The 15,733-nt window shown below is 68.8% G+C and carries 14 protein-coding genes; 6 read left to right on the forward strand and 8 right to left on the reverse strand.

Annotation, left to right across the window (positions count from 1 at the left end):
- Positions 1 to 14: 14 nt before the first annotated feature.
- The 8 genes from MTES_RS03010 to MTES_RS03045 all read right to left on the reverse strand — a co-directional run bounded on the left by MTES_RS03010 (position 15) and on the right by MTES_RS03045 (position 9,679).
- Positions 15 to 1,145, reverse strand: a complete 1,131-nt coding sequence (locus tag MTES_RS03010; RefSeq protein WP_013583707.1) for an adenosine deaminase — start codon at positions 1,143 to 1,145, stop codon at positions 15 to 17.
- Positions 1,145 to 2,479, reverse strand: a complete 1,335-nt coding sequence (locus MTES_RS03015) for a thymidine phosphorylase (protein WP_013583708.1) — start codon at positions 2,477 to 2,479, stop codon at positions 1,145 to 1,147. Before MTES_RS03015 ends, MTES_RS03010 begins: the two co-directional genes overlap by 1 nt.
- Positions 2,476 to 2,877, reverse strand: coding sequence for a cytidine deaminase (locus MTES_RS03020; protein ID WP_013583709.1), 402 nt, complete (start codon positions 2,875 to 2,877; stop codon positions 2,476 to 2,478). Before MTES_RS03020 ends, MTES_RS03015 begins: the two co-directional genes overlap by 4 nt.
- A 43-nt stretch (positions 2,878 to 2,920) precedes the next feature.
- On the reverse strand, positions 2,921 to 4,219 hold the full coding sequence (locus MTES_RS03025) for an ABC transporter permease (protein WP_013583710.1): 1,299 nt from the start codon (positions 4,217 to 4,219) through the stop codon (positions 2,921 to 2,923).
- Complete coding sequence (locus tag MTES_RS03030; protein WP_013583711.1) at positions 4,216 to 5,568, reverse strand: ABC transporter permease; 1,353 nt, start codon at positions 5,566 to 5,568, stop codon at positions 4,216 to 4,218. Before MTES_RS03030 ends, MTES_RS03025 begins: the two co-directional genes overlap by 4 nt.
- Positions 5,565 to 7,085: an ABC transporter ATP-binding protein gene (locus tag MTES_RS03035; RefSeq protein WP_013583712.1), complete on the reverse strand. Its 1,521-nt coding sequence runs from the start codon at positions 7,083 to 7,085 to the stop codon at positions 5,565 to 5,567. Before MTES_RS03035 ends, MTES_RS03030 begins: the two co-directional genes overlap by 4 nt.
- 180 nt (positions 7,086 to 7,265) lie before the next feature.
- On the reverse strand, positions 7,266 to 8,366 hold the full coding sequence (locus tag MTES_RS03040) for a BMP family lipoprotein (protein ID WP_013583713.1): 1,101 nt from the start codon (positions 8,364 to 8,366) through the stop codon (positions 7,266 to 7,268).
- 197 nt (positions 8,367 to 8,563) lie between these two features.
- A complete protein-coding gene (locus tag MTES_RS03045; protein ID WP_013583714.1) occupies positions 8,564 to 9,679 on the reverse strand; it encodes a mannose-1-phosphate guanylyltransferase in 1,116 nt (371 codons plus the stop codon).
- A gap of 223 nt (positions 9,680 to 9,902) precedes the next feature.
- On the opposite strand from MTES_RS03045, the gene sdhC reads away from it, so the two are divergent.
- From sdhC to MTES_RS03075, 6 genes are all read left to right on the forward strand, one after another.
- Complete coding sequence (gene sdhC / locus MTES_RS03050; RefSeq protein WP_013583715.1) at positions 9,903 to 10,337, forward strand: succinate dehydrogenase, cytochrome b556 subunit; 435 nt, start codon at positions 9,903 to 9,905, stop codon at positions 10,335 to 10,337.
- Entirely contained in the window at positions 10,337 to 10,795 is a 459-nt protein-coding gene (locus tag MTES_RS03055; RefSeq protein WP_013583716.1) for a succinate dehydrogenase hydrophobic membrane anchor subunit, read from the forward strand. The genes sdhC and MTES_RS03055 overlap by 1 nt, the downstream gene beginning before the upstream one ends.
- A 46-nt stretch (positions 10,796 to 10,841) precedes the next feature.
- Positions 10,842 to 12,671 carry a succinate dehydrogenase flavoprotein subunit gene (gene sdhA / locus MTES_RS03060; RefSeq protein WP_013583717.1) on the forward strand — a complete coding sequence of 610 codons (1,830 nt, stop codon included), beginning with the start codon at positions 10,842 to 10,844 and terminating at the stop codon, positions 12,669 to 12,671.
- A 1-nt stretch (position 12,672) separates the two neighbouring features.
- Positions 12,673 to 13,458 (forward strand): succinate dehydrogenase iron-sulfur subunit, encoded by a 786-nt coding sequence (locus MTES_RS03065; protein WP_013583718.1) that lies wholly within the window; start codon positions 12,673 to 12,675, stop codon positions 13,456 to 13,458.
- Between the two features lie 106 nt (positions 13,459 to 13,564).
- The gene (locus tag MTES_RS03070; protein WP_013583719.1) at positions 13,565 to 14,764 is read left to right on the forward strand and encodes a YihY/virulence factor BrkB family protein; all 1,200 of its coding nucleotides are present in this window, start codon (positions 13,565 to 13,567) and stop codon (positions 14,762 to 14,764) included.
- Positions 14,765 to 14,801: 37 nt separating this feature from the next.
- Complete coding sequence (locus MTES_RS03075) at positions 14,802 to 15,650, forward strand: exodeoxyribonuclease III (RefSeq protein WP_013583720.1); 849 nt, start codon at positions 14,802 to 14,804, stop codon at positions 15,648 to 15,650.
- The last annotated feature ends 83 nt before the right edge of the window (positions 15,651 to 15,733 follow it).

The following is a 15,733-nucleotide window of genomic DNA, read 5'->3' on the forward strand; positions in this document are numbered from 1 at the left end:
GCCGAATCCGCGCGTCAGCGCCCGAAACCCTCCGAGATGATCTCGATGAGCTCCTCGCGCTCCTCCACCGGCAGGAAGGCCCCCGCGGCGGCGTTGAGCTGGAACGCCTCGAGGTCGTCGAGGTCGTACTCGAACGCCTGTGCCAGCAGGCCCAGCTCGCGCGTGAGCGTGGTCGCGCTCATCAGGCGGTTGTCGACGTTCACGGTGACCGAGAAGTCGAGCTGGTAGAGCAGGTCGAACGGATGGGCGTCCATCGTGTCGCCCCACGCCGTGACGGCCCCCGACTGCAGGTTCGACGTCGGCGACAGTTCGAGCGTGATCTCGCGGTCGCGCACCCAGCGGGCCAGGTCGCCGAAGGTGACCTGCACCTCCTCGCCTTCGCGCGAGACGACGTCGAGGTCGTTGGCGATGCGCACCCCGTGGCCGAGCCGCAGAGCGCGCCCGTCGATGAGGGCGGAGCGGATGGATGCCAGACCCGCCCCCTCTCCCGCGTGGACGGTCGTGGGGAAGAACTGTTCCGCGAGGTAGTCGAACGCCTCGCGGTGGCGCGACGGCAGGAAGCCGTCCTCGGGACCGGCGATGTCGAAGCCGACCACGCCGCGTCCGCGCCACGACACCGCGAGCTCGGCGATGTCGCGCGCGGTGTCGTTGTGGCGGAGAGCGGTGAGCAGCTGACCGACCCGGATGTCGTGACCGCGGGCGTCGGCGGCATCCTCTCCCTGCTCGATGCCCTCCTGCACGGCGTCCACGACGTCGTCGAGGCTGAGCCCGCGGGTGAGGTGCTGCTCGGGAGCCCAGCGCACCTCGCCGTACACGACGCCGTCGGCGGCGAGGTCCTCGACGAACTCCTTCGCTGTGCGGACCAGAGCGTCGCGCGTCTGCATCACGCCGACGGTGACGGAGAACTTCTCGAGGTAGTCCTCGAGAGAGCCGCCGTCGATGTGGTCCGAGAACCAGGCCTCGAGGCCCTTCGCATCGTCGGCGGGCAGGTCGAGTCCGATCTCGTCGGCCAGTTCGAGCACCGTCTGGGGACGGAGTCCGCCGTCGAGATGGTCGTGCAGCGAGACCTTGGGCAGATCGGCGATCTTGGTCCGGCCGATGCGGAAGTCTTCGGATGCCACGGTGTCCTTCTTCCCGGATGCCATCACGCGGTGATCCGCTCGCGCACGAGCGGCGAGGCGGCGGGGGCCGTGTCGCCGATCTCCAGCGCGCCCTCGACGGCGCCGAGAGCGCGCTCGAAGCGCGACTCCTCATCGGCCGACAGGGTGAACAGCGGCTGACCGGCCGTGACCGACTGGCCGACCGTGACGTGCAGGTCGATGCCCGCGGCGTGCACGACGGCGTCCTCGGCCCGTGCGCGGCCGGCGCCCAGACGCCACGCGCCGATGCCGAACGGCAGAGCCTCGACGCGCGTCACGACCCCCGAACGCTCGGCGACGACCGTGTGGGTCTCGCGCGGCGTGGGGAGGGCGGCATCCGGATCTCCGTCCTGTGCGCGGATCATGCGCTTCCACACGTCCATCGCGCGGCCGTCCGTGAGGGCGGCCTCGACGTCGGCATCCGGCTGACCGGCGAGCGTGAGCATCTCGCGGGCGAGCGCGACCGTGAGCTCCACGACGTCGGCGGGGCCGCCACCGGCGAGTACCTCGACGGATTCGCGCACCTCGTTGGCGTTGCCGATCGCGAGGCCGAGCGGGGTGTTCATGTCGGTGAGCAGCGCGGTGGTGTTCACGCCCGAGTCCGTGCCGAGCGCGACCATCGTCTCGGCGAGCTCGCGCGCGCGATCGATGTCCTGCATGAAGGCGCCGGAGCCGAACTTCACGTCGAGCACGAGCGAGTCGGTGCCCTCGGCGATCTTCTTCGACATGATGCTCGACGCGATGAGCGGGATCGCCTCGACCGTGCCGGTGACGTCGCGGAGCGCGTAGAGCTTCTTGTCGGCCGGGGCGAGACCGGTGCCGGCGGCGCAGATGACCGCGCCCACGTCGCGCAGCTGCGCCATGATCTCGTCGTTCGACAGCGCCGCGCGCCAGCCGGGGATCGACTCGAGCTTGTCGAGCGTGCCACCGGTGTGGCCGAGGCCGCGGCCCGACAACTGCGGCACGGCGACGCCGAACGCGGCGACCAGCGGAGCCAGCGGGAGGGTGATCTTGTCGCCCACGCCACCCGTCGAGTGCTTGTCGACGGTGACCTTGCCGAGGGAGGAGAAGTCCATGCGCTCGCCCGAGGCGATCATGGCGTCGGTGAGCACGCGGATCTGGTCGCGGCCGAGGCCGTTCAGCAGGACCGCCATGGTGAACGCCGACATCTGCGCGTCCATGACGTAGCCGCGCGTGTACGCGTCGACCAACCACCGGATCTCGCCCTCGGTGATGGCACGCCCGTCGCGCTGAGCGCGGATGATGTCGACCGCGTCGTAAGCCTCTGGCACCGGTCCCTGAGCCTGTCGATGGGGTCCCTGAGCCTGTCGAAGGGTCATCGCGCCGCCTCCTCGAGATCGCGCGGACCGAACGCGTCGGGCAGCACCTCATCGATGGTCCGGATGCCGCTGACGGTTTCGAGCAGCATCCCGGGGATCGCGTGCTCGAACAGCAGCTGACGGCAGCGGCCGCACGGCATGAGCGTGCGTCCCTCACCGTCCACGCAGACGAACGCGACCAACTGGCCGCCGCCCGACATGTGCAGGTCGGACACGAGTCCGCACTCGGCGCACAGTGTCACCCCGTACGAGGCGTTCTCGACGTTGCATCCGGAGACGATGCGGCCGTCGGCGACGAGGGCCGCGGCCCCCACCTTGAAGCGGGAGTAGGGCGCGTACGCGCGGTGCATGGCATCCGTCGCGGCGGAACGGAGTTCGTCCCAATCGATGTCGGTCATCGTGGAGCAGAGGGTCCTCTCGTGAAGGGGGATACGGGCCTGGTCAGCCCTTTATGTACGGTTTACCGGCGGCTGCGGGTCCGCGGACCTTCCCGACGAGGCCGGCGACCGCGAAGATCGTCACCACGTAGGGCAGCATCAGCATGAACTCGCTGGGCACAGGAGACCCGATCACGCCGAGGGTGTTCTGCAGGTTCGACGCGAAGCCGAACAGCAGCGCGGCGAGGGTGGCCCGGATCGGGTCCCAGTGTCCGAAGATGACGGCGGCGAGAGCGATGTAGCCCGCACCCGCGGTCATCTCCTTGTTGAAGGCGCCGACGGAACCGAGAGTGAAGAACGCTCCGCCGAGTCCGGCGATCGCGCCGCCCAGGGACACGTTCCAGAACCGCGTCTTGGCGATGTTGATACCGACGGTGTCGGCCGCCTGGGGGTGCTCCCCCACCGCACGCAGACGCAGGCCCCACCGGGTGTGGAACAGGCCGACGTAGACCAGGACCACCGTGATGTACATCAGGTAGACGATGATCGTCTGGTTGAACAGCATCGGCCCGATGATCGGGATGTCGGCCAGCACCGGGATCGGCAGCCGCGGGAAGCGCGGCGGGGAGTTCAGCGTCGCCGCGTTGGGCGACAGCAGCTGCGAGAACAGGAAGCTCGTCAGACCCACGACGAGGACGTTCAGCACGACACCGACGATGACCTGGTCGACCAGGTACTTGATCGCGAACGCGGCGAGCACGAACGACACGAGCACACCCGAGACGGCCGCGGCCAGCAGCCCGACGAACGGGTTGCCGGTCGCCGTGGCGACGACGGCGGAAGTGAAGGCCCCCGCGAGCAGCTGCCCCTCGATCGCGATGTTGACCACGCCGACGCGCTCGCTGATGACGCCGGCCATCGCGCCGAAGATCAGCGGGACCGACAGGCTCAGGCCACCGGCGAGCAAGCCGGTGAGCGGGATGACCGCGGTGGTCGCCCCGGCGGCCGCCCACGTGAGGAAGCCCACCATGAAGACCAGCGCGAAGATGACGGCGAGCCAGATCGGCGGACGACGGCGGGCGCGGACCAGCAGCACGGCCGCGACGGTGATGAGCACCATCAGGACGGTGCAGACGATCCCGGTGACGACTCCGCCGAGCACGACCTCGGGCAACTGGATGAACTCGCCCGGGCTCGAGATGCGGAAGACGGCGTCGCCGTCCTGGCGGGCGACGACGAACAGCACGGCGGCGAGCACCGTGATGACGGCATAGACGATCGGAGCCTTCCAGCTGATCACGACCGTGGTGTCGAGGGCGGCGGGCGACGAAGCGGCCTCGCGGTGCGCGGCAGTGGTGCTCACTTCGCCGCCTCCTTCTTCTTGAGGGTGCGCGCTTTCGGCTGACGCACGCCGGGGGCGGGCAGACGGAAGATCGCCCGCACGAGCGGCGGGGCGGCGATGAACAGCACGATGAGCGACTGCACCACCACGACGATGTCGATCGGCACACCGTTGGCGGCCTGCATCGAGAATCCGCCGGCTTTGAAGGCACCGAACAGGATGCCGGCCACGAGCACGCCCACGGGGGTGGAACGCCCGAGCAGAGCCACGGTGATCGCGTCGAAGCCGATGCCCGCGTCGATCCCGCTGGAGAAGCCGGTCGTCACGGTGCCGAGCACCTGATCGACGCCGGCGAGACCGATGAGCGCGCCCGAGATGAGCATCGCGTAGACGTACATCGACTTGACGTTGATACCGGCGACCCGGGCGGCGTTCGGGTTGAGTCCGACGGCACGGAAGCGGAAGCCGAGCGAGGAGCGCTCCAGGATCCACCACACGAGCACGACCGCGAGGATCGACAGGATGAACCCGAAGTGCAGGTTGTAGCCGGGGCCGAGGAGGTCGGGCAGGACCGCTGTCTCCTTCATCGGCGGAGTCGTCGGGTTGCTCGACCCCGGAGCCTGCAGGAGGCCGGGGGTGCGCAGCATGTAATAGACGAGGTAGAACGCGACGTAGTTGAGCATGATCGTGACGATCACCTCGTGCGCTCCCGTTCGTGCCTTCAGCACACCCGCGATCCCGGACCACACCGCGCCGGCCGCCACTCCGGCCACGAGGGCGACGAGAAGGTGGATGCCCCAGGGCAGGTCGAACGCGAACGCGACCCACCCGCTCGCCGCGGCCGCGACGAGCATCTGTCCACGGCCGCCGATGTTGAACATGCCGACGCGGAACGCCAAGGCGACGCCGAGACCGGCGACGATGAGCGGCGTCGCGAAGGTCAGCGTGTCCGTGAGGGGCTTGATGCCGTTGGCGAACTCGGGACGCCGGAAGTTGTAGATCGCGCCCTGGAAGAAGGACGAGTACGCCCCCGACACCGACTGCCAGATGGCGGAGAGCGTGTCGAGCGGCCGAGCGAAGAAGTACCCCGCGGCCGCCTGCACGTTCTCGTCGGTGGCGGCGATCATGATGGCCCCGACGAGCAGAGCCAGGATGACGGCGAGCACCGAGATGATGGCGTTGCCGGTCGCGATCTCGCGCAGCGCGCGCTGCCACCGTCCCTCATCGGGTGCGGGCGTCGGCACGACCACGCGCGCTCCGACGCCGCTGTCGACGACGGCGTTCCCCTCCAGGGCGACATCGGCCTGAGCGGCTGCGGCCACGTCCGCCCGCGACACGGACGGGTCTTGAGGGCTGTGCGGATCGCTCACGCGGCCACTCCTTCGTTCTGAGGCGCTTCGCCGGCCATCATGAGGCCCAGGACGTCGCGCGAGGTGTTGCCGGGGACGATTCCCACGACGCGACCGCGGTACATCACCATGATGCGATCGGCGAGGGCGGTGACCTCGTCGAGCTCGGTCGAGACCACGATCACGGGGACCCCGGCATCTCGCGTCTCGATGACGCGCTTGTGGATGAACTCGATCGAGCCGACGTCGACACCGCGGGTCGGCTGGGCCGCGACGAAGAGCCGCAGGTCGCGGCTGAGCTCGCGCGCGAGCACCACCTTCTGCTGGTTTCCGCCGGAGAGCTTGCCGACGGCCGTCTCGATGGAGGGGGTCCGCACGTCGAACTCGGCGACCTTCTCACGGGCGAAGTCGGCGAGGGTCGAGAGCTGGATCGCGCCGCCCTTGACGAACGGGGCGCCGTCGGCGCGGTCGAGCATGAGGTTCTCGGCGATCGAGAACTCCCCCACCAGACCGTCCTCTTTACGGTCTTCGGGCACGAATCCGACGCCGGCGTCCAGGACGCCGCGCACCGTCGCACCGTTGAGCTCGGTGCCGTCAAGGACGATCGACCCCTGGACGCGGTCCTGCAGGCCGAGAAGCGCCTCGGTGAGCTCGGTCTGCCCGTTGCCCTGCACACCGGCGATCGCCAGCACCTCACCGCGGCGGACCTCGAAGCTGACGTCGTTGACGACGAGTTGCCCGATCGCGTCGGACACCGTCAGGCCCGATACGGAGAGACCGACCTCGCCGAGCGTGGGCGCCTCTTTCTGCACGGTGAGCTCGACCGCGCGACCGACCATCAGCGAGGCGAGTTCGGCGTTCGACGCGCGAGGGTCCGCCTCGCCGACGACCTTCCCCAGCCGGATGACGGTGATGCGGTCCGCGACTTCGCGGACCTCGCGCAGCTTGTGCGTGATGAAGACGATCGATGTGCCCGCTTCTTTCAGCTGACGCATGATCGCCATGAGCTCGTCGGTCTCCTGCGGGGTGAGCACGGCGGTCGGCTCGTCGAACACGAGCACCTTGGCATCCCGCGACAAAGCCTTGATGATCTCGACGCGCTGTTGGACGCCGACGGGGAGGTCATCCACGAGGGCATCGGGATCGACGTCGAACCCGAAGCGGTCGGAGATCTCGCGCACGCGGGCGCGAGCGGAGGCGAGGTCGAGGCGTCCGCCGAAGCGCGTGGGCTCGTGGCCGAGCATCACGTTCTCGGCGACCGTGAAGACGGGGATGAGCATGAAGTGCTGATGCACCATGCCGATGCCGGCGCGCATCGCGTCACCGGGTCCGGAGAAGTGCTGGACGGCGTCGTCCAACAGGATCTCTCCCCCGTCGGCCTGGTACAGGCCGTACAGGACGTTCATGAGGGTGGATTTGCCGGCACCGTTCTCGCCGAGCAGGCAATGGATCTCTCCGGCCTCCACGGTGAGGTCGATGTGATCGTTCGCCACCAGGGACCCGAAGGTTTTCGTGATCCCGCGGAGTTCGAGCTTCATGTTCCCGATCCTAAGTTCTGTGGTGCCGCACGCGGGGGTGTGCGGCGGACGGACGCGCCTTGTGAGCGCGCCCGGTCAGGGGCGAGGGGGCCAGGCTCCGCACCGGGTGCGGCGGGGAAATCAGCCCCACGAAGGAGGGGAGGCCGGCGTGCGCCGACCTCCCCCGAGAGCGTACGTGTGTCAGCCGGCGAGGTAGGACTCGACGGTGATCTTGCCGCTGACGATGTCGGCCTTGAGGGCGTCGATCTTCGTGGTCAGCTCCGCCGGAACGCGGTCCTCCCACTTGTGGTACGGGGCCAGGCCGACGCCGTCGTTCGCGAGCGTGCCGACGAACGGGGTGGTGTCGAACGAGCCTTCGCCCGCGGCGACGATCGCGTCCTTGGTACCCACGTCGATGCCCTTGAGGATCGAGGTCAGGAGCAGGTCGCCGATGGCCGGGTCGGTCTCGTAGACGTCGGCGTCGACACCGACGAGGGCGATGTCACGACCGGCGTCCTGGATCGCGACGGCGGCCGACTGGTAGATCGGGCCACCGACGGGCAGCAGCACGTCGACGTTCTGGTCGATGATCGCCTGCGCGGTCTGACGCGCGGTGTCGTTGGCCTCGAAGCCACCGGTGAACGAGCCGTCCTTGGCGGCGCGGTCCCAGCCGACGACGCGGACCGAGGCACCGTTGTCGGCGTTGTACTTCTCGACGCCCTGCGCGAAGCCGTCCATGAAGATGGTGACGGTCGGGATGTTCATGCCGCCGAAGGTGCCGACGACGCCGGTCTTCGTGGTGCCCGCGGCGAGGTAGCCCGCGAGGTAGGCCGCCTGCGCGGTGTCGAAGATGATCGGCTTGATGTTCGGGGCGTCCGTCTTGCCGTCGAAGTCCTGGTCGACCATGTCGTCGATCGAGACGTACTGCAGGTCGGGGTTGGCCTTGGCCGACTCGAGGGCGGCCGGCGCCAGCAGGAAGCCGACGGTGATGATCGTGTTGCAGCCCTGGTCGACGAGGCTGGACAGGTTCGAGGCGAAGTCGGTCTCCGACTGCGACTGGACCTCGATCGGCTTCTTCGAGCCGAGCTGGGTGGCCGCTTCGTCGAGGCCTTCCTTACCCAGCTGGTTGAACGACTTGTCGTCGAAGCCGCCCGAGTCCGAGACCATGCAGGGCAGGTAGTCGCTGGCACCGGCGGCAGCGGACGAACCGTTGCTCTCGGGCGCGGCGCCGCAGCCGGCGAGCAGCACAGCGGTGCCGATCATGGCGAGACCGCTGAAAACGGCCTTCTTCGTGGTCTTCACGAATGGTCCTCCAAGACGGGGGCCCCCAACGGGTTCGGGGGACGATCCCGTCACGTTACCCACTGTGACGAACCGCTTGTGCCCCCGGAGGCCCCGTGCGCCGCAATGGTTACAAAGACGCAATCTCGCGTGATCCGTCCGCCACACTCCGCCGACCAGGGAGGAACCGGATGCCACGCATCCTGGCATCCGGTCTCTTACAGGACGTCGCCTCGGCCGGTGAGCTTGAGCGCGTCGACCACGCCCTTCACACGCTGCGCGTTCTCGGCGGTGGTGACGAGCAGAGCGTCCGGGGTGTCGACGACGACGATGTCGCGGACGCCGATGAGGCTGATCACGCGCTTGGTCTGGGTCACGACGATCCCGCTGGAGGCGTCGGCCAGCACGCGAGCGCCCTCGCCGAGGATCGCGAGCTCGTTGCGACCGTGCGAGTTGAGCTTGGACAGGCTCGCGAAGTCGCCCACGTCGTCCCAGTCGAAGTGACCGGGGATGACGGCCAGGCGGCCCTTCTCGGCCGCCGGCTCGGCGACGGAGTAGTCGATGGCGATCTTCTTCAGGCTCGGCCACAGGCGGTCGACGGCGGGCCCGCGGCGGTCGCGATCGTCCCACGCGTCGGCCAGCTCGAGCAGCGCCGCGTGCAGCTCGGGCTCGTTGACAGCGAGCTCGGCGAGGAGCACGTCGGCTCGCGTGATGAACATGCCGGCGTTCCAGAGGTACGCGCGGTCCTCGAAGTACTGCTTCGCGGTTTCGAGATCGGGCTTCTCGACGAAGCGCTCCACCATGTACGCCTCGGGAGCGCCGTCGACGATGAGCTCCCCGGCCTGCTTGATGTACCCGAAGCCCACCGAGGGTTCGCTGGGCTGGATGCCGATCGTGCAGATGTATCCCTCGCGCGCGACGGCCACGGCCTGACGCACCGCGAACTCGAACTGTCGCGTCTGACGGATCACGTGGTCCGCGGCGAACGAGCCGATGATGACGTCGGGCTCCCGGCGCACGAGGATCGCGGCCGCCAGGCCGATCGCCGCGGACGAGTCGCGCGGCTCCGACTCGAGGAAGACGTTGTGGTCCGGGACGCCCGGGAGCTCGCGCTCGACGGCGGCTCGGTGGGCGCGGCCGGTGACCACCGCGATGCGCCCCTCACCCGACAGGGGCGCGAGGCGATCCCACGTGTCGCGCAGCAGGGTCTGGCCCGACCCGGTGAGGTCGTGGAGGAACTTCGGGGCATCGGCGCGCGAGAGCGGCCACAACCGGCTGCCGATCCCCCCGGCGGGGATCACGGCGTAGAAGTCATCGATAGCGGGGTCTGCCATGGCACCGACCCTAGCGGCATCGTGTTTCACCCCCTTGTCCGGCGGGCGGCACGGGGGTGTCGCTCCGACCCCGGCGGCATCCGGAAAGTATCTCGATGTCGAGAGACTGTTAGGACCCCCTAATCCCCCGTGTTCATAGCTCGGACGTAGTATTTCCTGGCGCCCGTGTGACGCTTGGGGCCTCTGCCGGCTCCCCCACCGTGTTCGATCAGGGAGGACGACCGTGTCAGCACCAGCACGTGCCACGCCGTCGGTGAAAGAGACCACCTCGAAGAGGCCACGCGGCACGCTGTACCGCGGCCGCGAGGGCATGTGGTCATGGGTCCTGCACCGCATCACGGGTGTGGCGATCTTCTTCTTCCTCCTGGTGCACATCCTCGACACCGCCCTCATCCGCGTGTCGCCCGAGGCGTACGACGCGGTCATCGGCACCTACAAGAACCCGATCATGGGCCTCGGCGAGGTCGCTCTCGTCGGCGCGATCGCGTACCACGCGTTCAACGGTCTGCGCATCATCCTGGTCGACTTCTGGCCCTGGGCCACCCGGCACCAGCGTCAGCTGTGGTGGGGCGTCCTCGGCCTCTGGGTTGTCACGATGCTCGGCTTCACCCCGCGCCACCTCATCAACGTCTTCAGCGCCGTCACCGGGAGCCACTGATGTCCGTCGCCCAGGAAGCCAGCACGATTCCCGCCCCGCGCACGCCGAGCGTGCGCAAGAAAGGCTCCAACCTCGAGAAGTGGGGCTGGATCTACATGCGCGCCTCCGGCGTGCTTCTTCTCGTCCTGATCTTCGGCCACCTGTTCGTCAACCTCATGCTCGGCGACGGTATCCACCAGATCGACTTCGCGTTCGTCGCCGGCAAGCTCGCCTCGCCGTTCTGGCAGTGGTGGGACGTGCTGATGCTGTGGTTGGCCCTCATCCACGGCGCCAACGGCATGCGCACGATCGTGAACGACTACGTCACGAACGCCGCGGTCCGCAAGGTTCTCGTGTGGTCGCTGTGGCTGTCGGCCGGACTGCTGATCCTCCTCGGCACCCTCGTGGTCTTCACCTTCGACCCCTGCCTCGGCGTCACCGAGAGCAGCACCCTCTGGGACGCGTGCCAGGCGGCGTGAGCCGACGGCATCCCTTCCTCCCCCTGACAGCAGAGGTATCGCACACGTGAGCACCCAGACTTCCTCGGATTCCGTCGTCAAGGACGGCGTCCACTACCACCAGTTCGACGTCGTCATCGTCGGCGCGGGCGGCGCGGGAATGCGCGCGGCCATCGAGGCCGGCCCCGGCGCGAAGACCGCCGTCATCTCGAAGCTCTACCCGACCCGCTCGCACACCGGTGCGGCGCAGGGCGGCATGGCGGCGGCCCTCGCCAACGTCGAAGAGGACTCGTGGGAGTGGCACACCTTCGACACCATCAAGGGCGGCGATTACCTCGTCGACCAGGATGCCGCGGAGATCCTCGCCAAAGAGGCGATCGACGCCGTCATCGACCTCGAGAACATGGGCCTGCCGTTCAACCGCACGCCCGAGGGCAAGATCGACCAGCGTCGCTTCGGCGGTCACACGGCCGACCACGGCAAGACGCCCGTGCGCCGCGCGTGCTACGCCGCCGACCGCACCGGCCACATGATCCTGCAGACGCTGTTCCAGAACTGCGTCAAGCTCGGCATCAACTTCTTCAACGAGTTCTACGTGCTCGACCTCGTCACGGTGAAGGATGCCGCGGGCAAGACCCAGGTCGCCGGCGTCGTCGCCTACGACCTCGCCACGGGCGAACTGCACGTGTTCCAGTCCAAGGCCGTGATCTTCGCCACCGGCGGCTTCGGCAAGATCTTCAAGACCACCTCCAACGCCCACACCCTCACCGGCGACGGCGTCGGCATCGTGTGGCGCAAGGGCCTGCCGCTCGAGGACATGGAGTTCTTCCAGTTCCACCCGACCGGCCTCGCCGGTCTCGGCATCCTGCTCACCGAGGGTGCGCGCGGTGAGGGCGCGATCCTGCGCAACGCGAGCGGTGAGCGCTTCATGGAGCGCTACGCCCCGACCATCAAGGACCTCGCGCCCCGCGACATCGTCGCCCGCTGCATGGTCCAGGAGGTCGCGGAGGGCCGGGGCGCCGGTCCCCACCGCGACTACGTGCTGCTGGACTGCACGCACCTGGGCGCCGAGGTCCTCGAGACGAAGCTCCCCGACATCACCGAGTTCGCCCGCACCTACCTGGGCGTCGACCCGGTCGTCGAGCCGGTCCCGGTCATGCCGACCGCGCACTACGCGATGGGCGGTATCCCGACCAACATCAAGGCCGAGGTGCTCGCCGACAACGACACCGTCGTCCCGGGCCTCTACGCCGCCGGCGAGTGCGCGTGCGTCTCGGTGCACGGCTCGAACCGCCTCGGCACCAACTCGCTGCTCGACATCAACGTCTTCGGCAAGCGCGCCGGCCGCAACGCCGTCGAGTACGTCAAGACCGCCGACTTCGTGCCCCTGCCCGAAGACCCCGCCGCCGAGGTGCGCGGGCTCATCGAGGGGCTGCGCAACAACAGCGGCACCGAGCGCATCGCCGTGCTCCGCAAGACGCTGCAGGACGAGATGGACAAGGGCGCGCAGGTCTTCCGCACGCACGAGTCCCTCGCGCACGTCATGGACGTGATCGCCGACCTGCGCGAGCGCTACAAGAACATCCACGTCGATGACAAGGGCAAGCGCTTCAACACCGACCTTCTCGAGGCCGTCGAGCTGGGCTTCCTGCTCGACCTCGCCGAGGTCGTCGTCTACTCGGCGCAGAACCGCGAAGAGAGCCGTGGCGGTCACATGCGCGACGACTTCCCCACGCGCGACGACGAGAACTACATGCAGCACACCATGGCGTACCTGTCGGGCGACCCGCACTCGTCGCACCCCGCGGATCACATCGAACTCGGCTGGAAGCCCGTGGTCTTCACCAAGAACGAGGCCGGGGAGCTGCGCTACCCGCCGCTGGAGAGGAAGTACTGAGATGGCATCCACCGTTCTCGACACCACCGACGTCTCCGACGAGGTCGAGCAGACGCCGGAGGACACCGGCATCCAGTCGTTCCTGGTCACCTTCAACATCCGCCGATTCGACCCCGAGGTCGACGACGAGCCGCGCTGGGTCGACTACGACGTGGAGCTGTACTCCACCGACCGCGTGCTCGACGCCCTGCACAAGATCAAGTGGGAGACCGACGGCTCGCTGTCGTTCCGCCGCTCGTGCGCGCACGGCATCTGCGGATCGGATGCCATGCGCATCAACGGTCGCAACCGTCTGGCCTGCAAGACGCTGATCAAGGATCTCGACATCTCGCAGCCCATCTACGTCGAGGCGATCAAGGGCCTGCCGCTCGAGAAGGACCTCATCGTCGACATGGAGCCGTTCTTCGCCTCCTACCGCGAGGTGCAGCCCTTCCTCATCTCGAACTCGAAGCCCGAGCCGGGCAAGGAGCGCGTGCAGTCGATCGTCGACCGCGAGGTCTTCGACGACACCACCAAGTGCATCCTGTGCGCCGCGTGCACCTCGTCGTGCCCCGTGTTCTGGACCGACGGGCAATACTTCGGCCCCGCCGCGATCGTCAACGCGCACCGCTTCATCTTCGACTCGCGCGACGACGCGGGCGATGTGCGTCTCGACATCCTCAACGACAAGGAAGGCGTGTGGCGCTGCCGCACCACCTTCAACTGCACCGAGGCGTGCCCCCGCGGCATCGAGGTCACCAAGGCCATCGCCGAGGTCAAGCAGGCCGTCCTCCGCGGCGGTCGCTGACCCCTCCCCTCTCGAACGGCGGGTGCGCTCGGTCCCTGAGCTTGTCGAAGGGTCGGCCCCCGCCGTTCGGCGTTCCCGTGCGGCATCCATTCATTAGGCTCGACGGGTGACCGAGAGCCGCCGCGACCCGCGCCCGCTCCCCGCCGCCGGCGAGGACGAGCGCACTCTTCGCGAGCGGTTCGACGCCGCGCAGACGGCGGTGCGCGAGCGCCTCGACGAACCCCTCGCCCGCGCGGCGAAGGTCGTGCAGTGGTTCCCCATCCGTGTCTGGCGGCACTTCCTGCAGCACAACGGTTTCCTGCTCGCCGCGGGGATGAGCTACCAGGGGCTGTTCGCGGTGTTCTCGGCTCTCTACCTGTCGTTCGCCGCGGTGGGCATCTGGCTGGGCGGCAGCAAGGCGGCCATCGACGGGCTGATCGGCATCATCAACAGCTACATCCCGGGCCTCATCAGTAAGAACGGCCTGGTCCAGCCCGACAAGGTCGAGGCCGTCGCGCAAGAGAGCGGCAAGCTGCTCGGCATCACGGGAGCCATCGCGGCGATCGTGGTCATCTGGACGGCGATCGGCTTCGTGACCTTCACCCGGCGCGCGGTGCGCGACACGTTCGGGCTGCCCTTCGACATGCGCAACTACGTGCTGCTGAAGGCGCGGGACTTCGTGGCATCCCTGCTGTTCGGTCTCGCCCTTCTGGTCGGCGCCCTGCTCGGTTCGATCACGACCGGTGCCGTCGACCTCGTGTTCGGGATCCTGGGGTGGGATCGCGAGACGCCCGGGTGGACGATCGGTGCGCGGGCGGTGTCCGCCCTCGTCGCCTTCGGGGTGAACACCGTGGCGCTGGCGTCGCTGTTCCGCTTCCTGACGGGGACGACCCTCACGTGGCGACGCGCGTGGCCCGGAGCCCTCGTCGGCGCCGGCGGGATGGTCGTGCTGCAGATCGGTGCGGGCTTCCTCCTCGTCTACACGCCCACCAACCCGCTGCTGGGGACGTTCGCCGCGCTCATCGGTTTCCTCCTGTGGTTCCGTTTCATCGGCATCGTCATCCTCGTGTCCGCCGCGTGGATCGCCGTGGCGGCGGGTGACCGCGACCTCCCGCTGCGCTCGCCCGAGGACCGTCTCGCGATGGAGCAGGCGGCGCTCGTGATCGCCGCTCAGGTCGGGGTCCGCGAGGCCGAGAAAGCGGCCGCGGACGCCCGATGGCCCTGGCGGTGGCGTGCGCGGCGCCGCGTGGCGGCGGCGCGGAAGAACCTCGACCGGGCGAAGGCGGCGCTCCCCGCGCCGCGACGCACGACGCTGCTCCCCGACTGACCCGGTCGATGTCGGAGGCCCCCGTTAGGCTCGGGGGGTGGCTCGTTCCGTACGCATCGTCTCCATCAACGTCAACGGCATCCGTGCCGCCGTCCGCAAGGGCATGGTCGAGTGGCTCGAGGCCTCCGGCGCCGACATCGTGACCCTCCAAGAGGTCCGTGCGACCGCGGAGCAGCTCGCCGAGGCCCTCCCGGGGTGGCGAATCGTCAACGACGAGGCGCTGCAGAAGGGCCGCGCGGGTGTCGCGATCATCAGCCGCCTCCCGGGCGTCGAGACCCGCACCCACCTCGGCCCCGAGCCGCTGGACGCCTCGGGCCGGTGGATCGAGACCGACTTCGACATCGACGGCGAGACGGTCACGATCGTCAGCGCCTACGTCCACAGCGGCGAGGTCGACACCCCCAAGCAGGATGCCAAGTGGTTGTTCCTGGATGCCATGGAGCAGCGCCTCGCCACCCTCAAAGCCGAGCGCGAGCTGGCCCTCGTCACGGGCGACCTCAACGTCGGTCACCGTGAACTCGACATCAAGAACTGGCGCGGCAATCGCAAGAACGCCGGATTCCTCCCGCGCGAGCGCGCGTACTTCGACCGCTTCTTCGGCCCCGCCGGCGAGCAGGTCGAGGGCGTCGACGGTTCGGTCGGCACCGGTCTGGGCTGGGTCGACGTGGGGCGCCGGCGAATGGGCGAGGTCGAGGGGCCGTACACGTTCTGGTCGATGCGCGGCAAGGCGTTCGACACCGACAGCGGCTGGCGCATCGACTACCACGTCGCCACGCCCGCTCTGGCCGAGCGCGTCACCGACTACCGCGTCGACCGCGCTCCGTCGTACGACACCCGCTGGAGCGACCACTCCCCCGTGATCGTGGACTACACGCTCGGGCGCTGACACGGGCGCCGGGGACGTCGGGGCGACTCGGCGGTCCGGGCGCGGGGCCACGCCGGCGCGGGGCCGTCCGGGCGCGGGCGCTG

Origin of the sequence: Microbacterium testaceum StLB037 (genome assembly GCF_000202635.1) — a bacterium.
Taxonomy (GTDB): Bacteria; Actinomycetota; Actinomycetes; order Actinomycetales; family Microbacteriaceae; genus Microbacterium; species Microbacterium testaceum_F.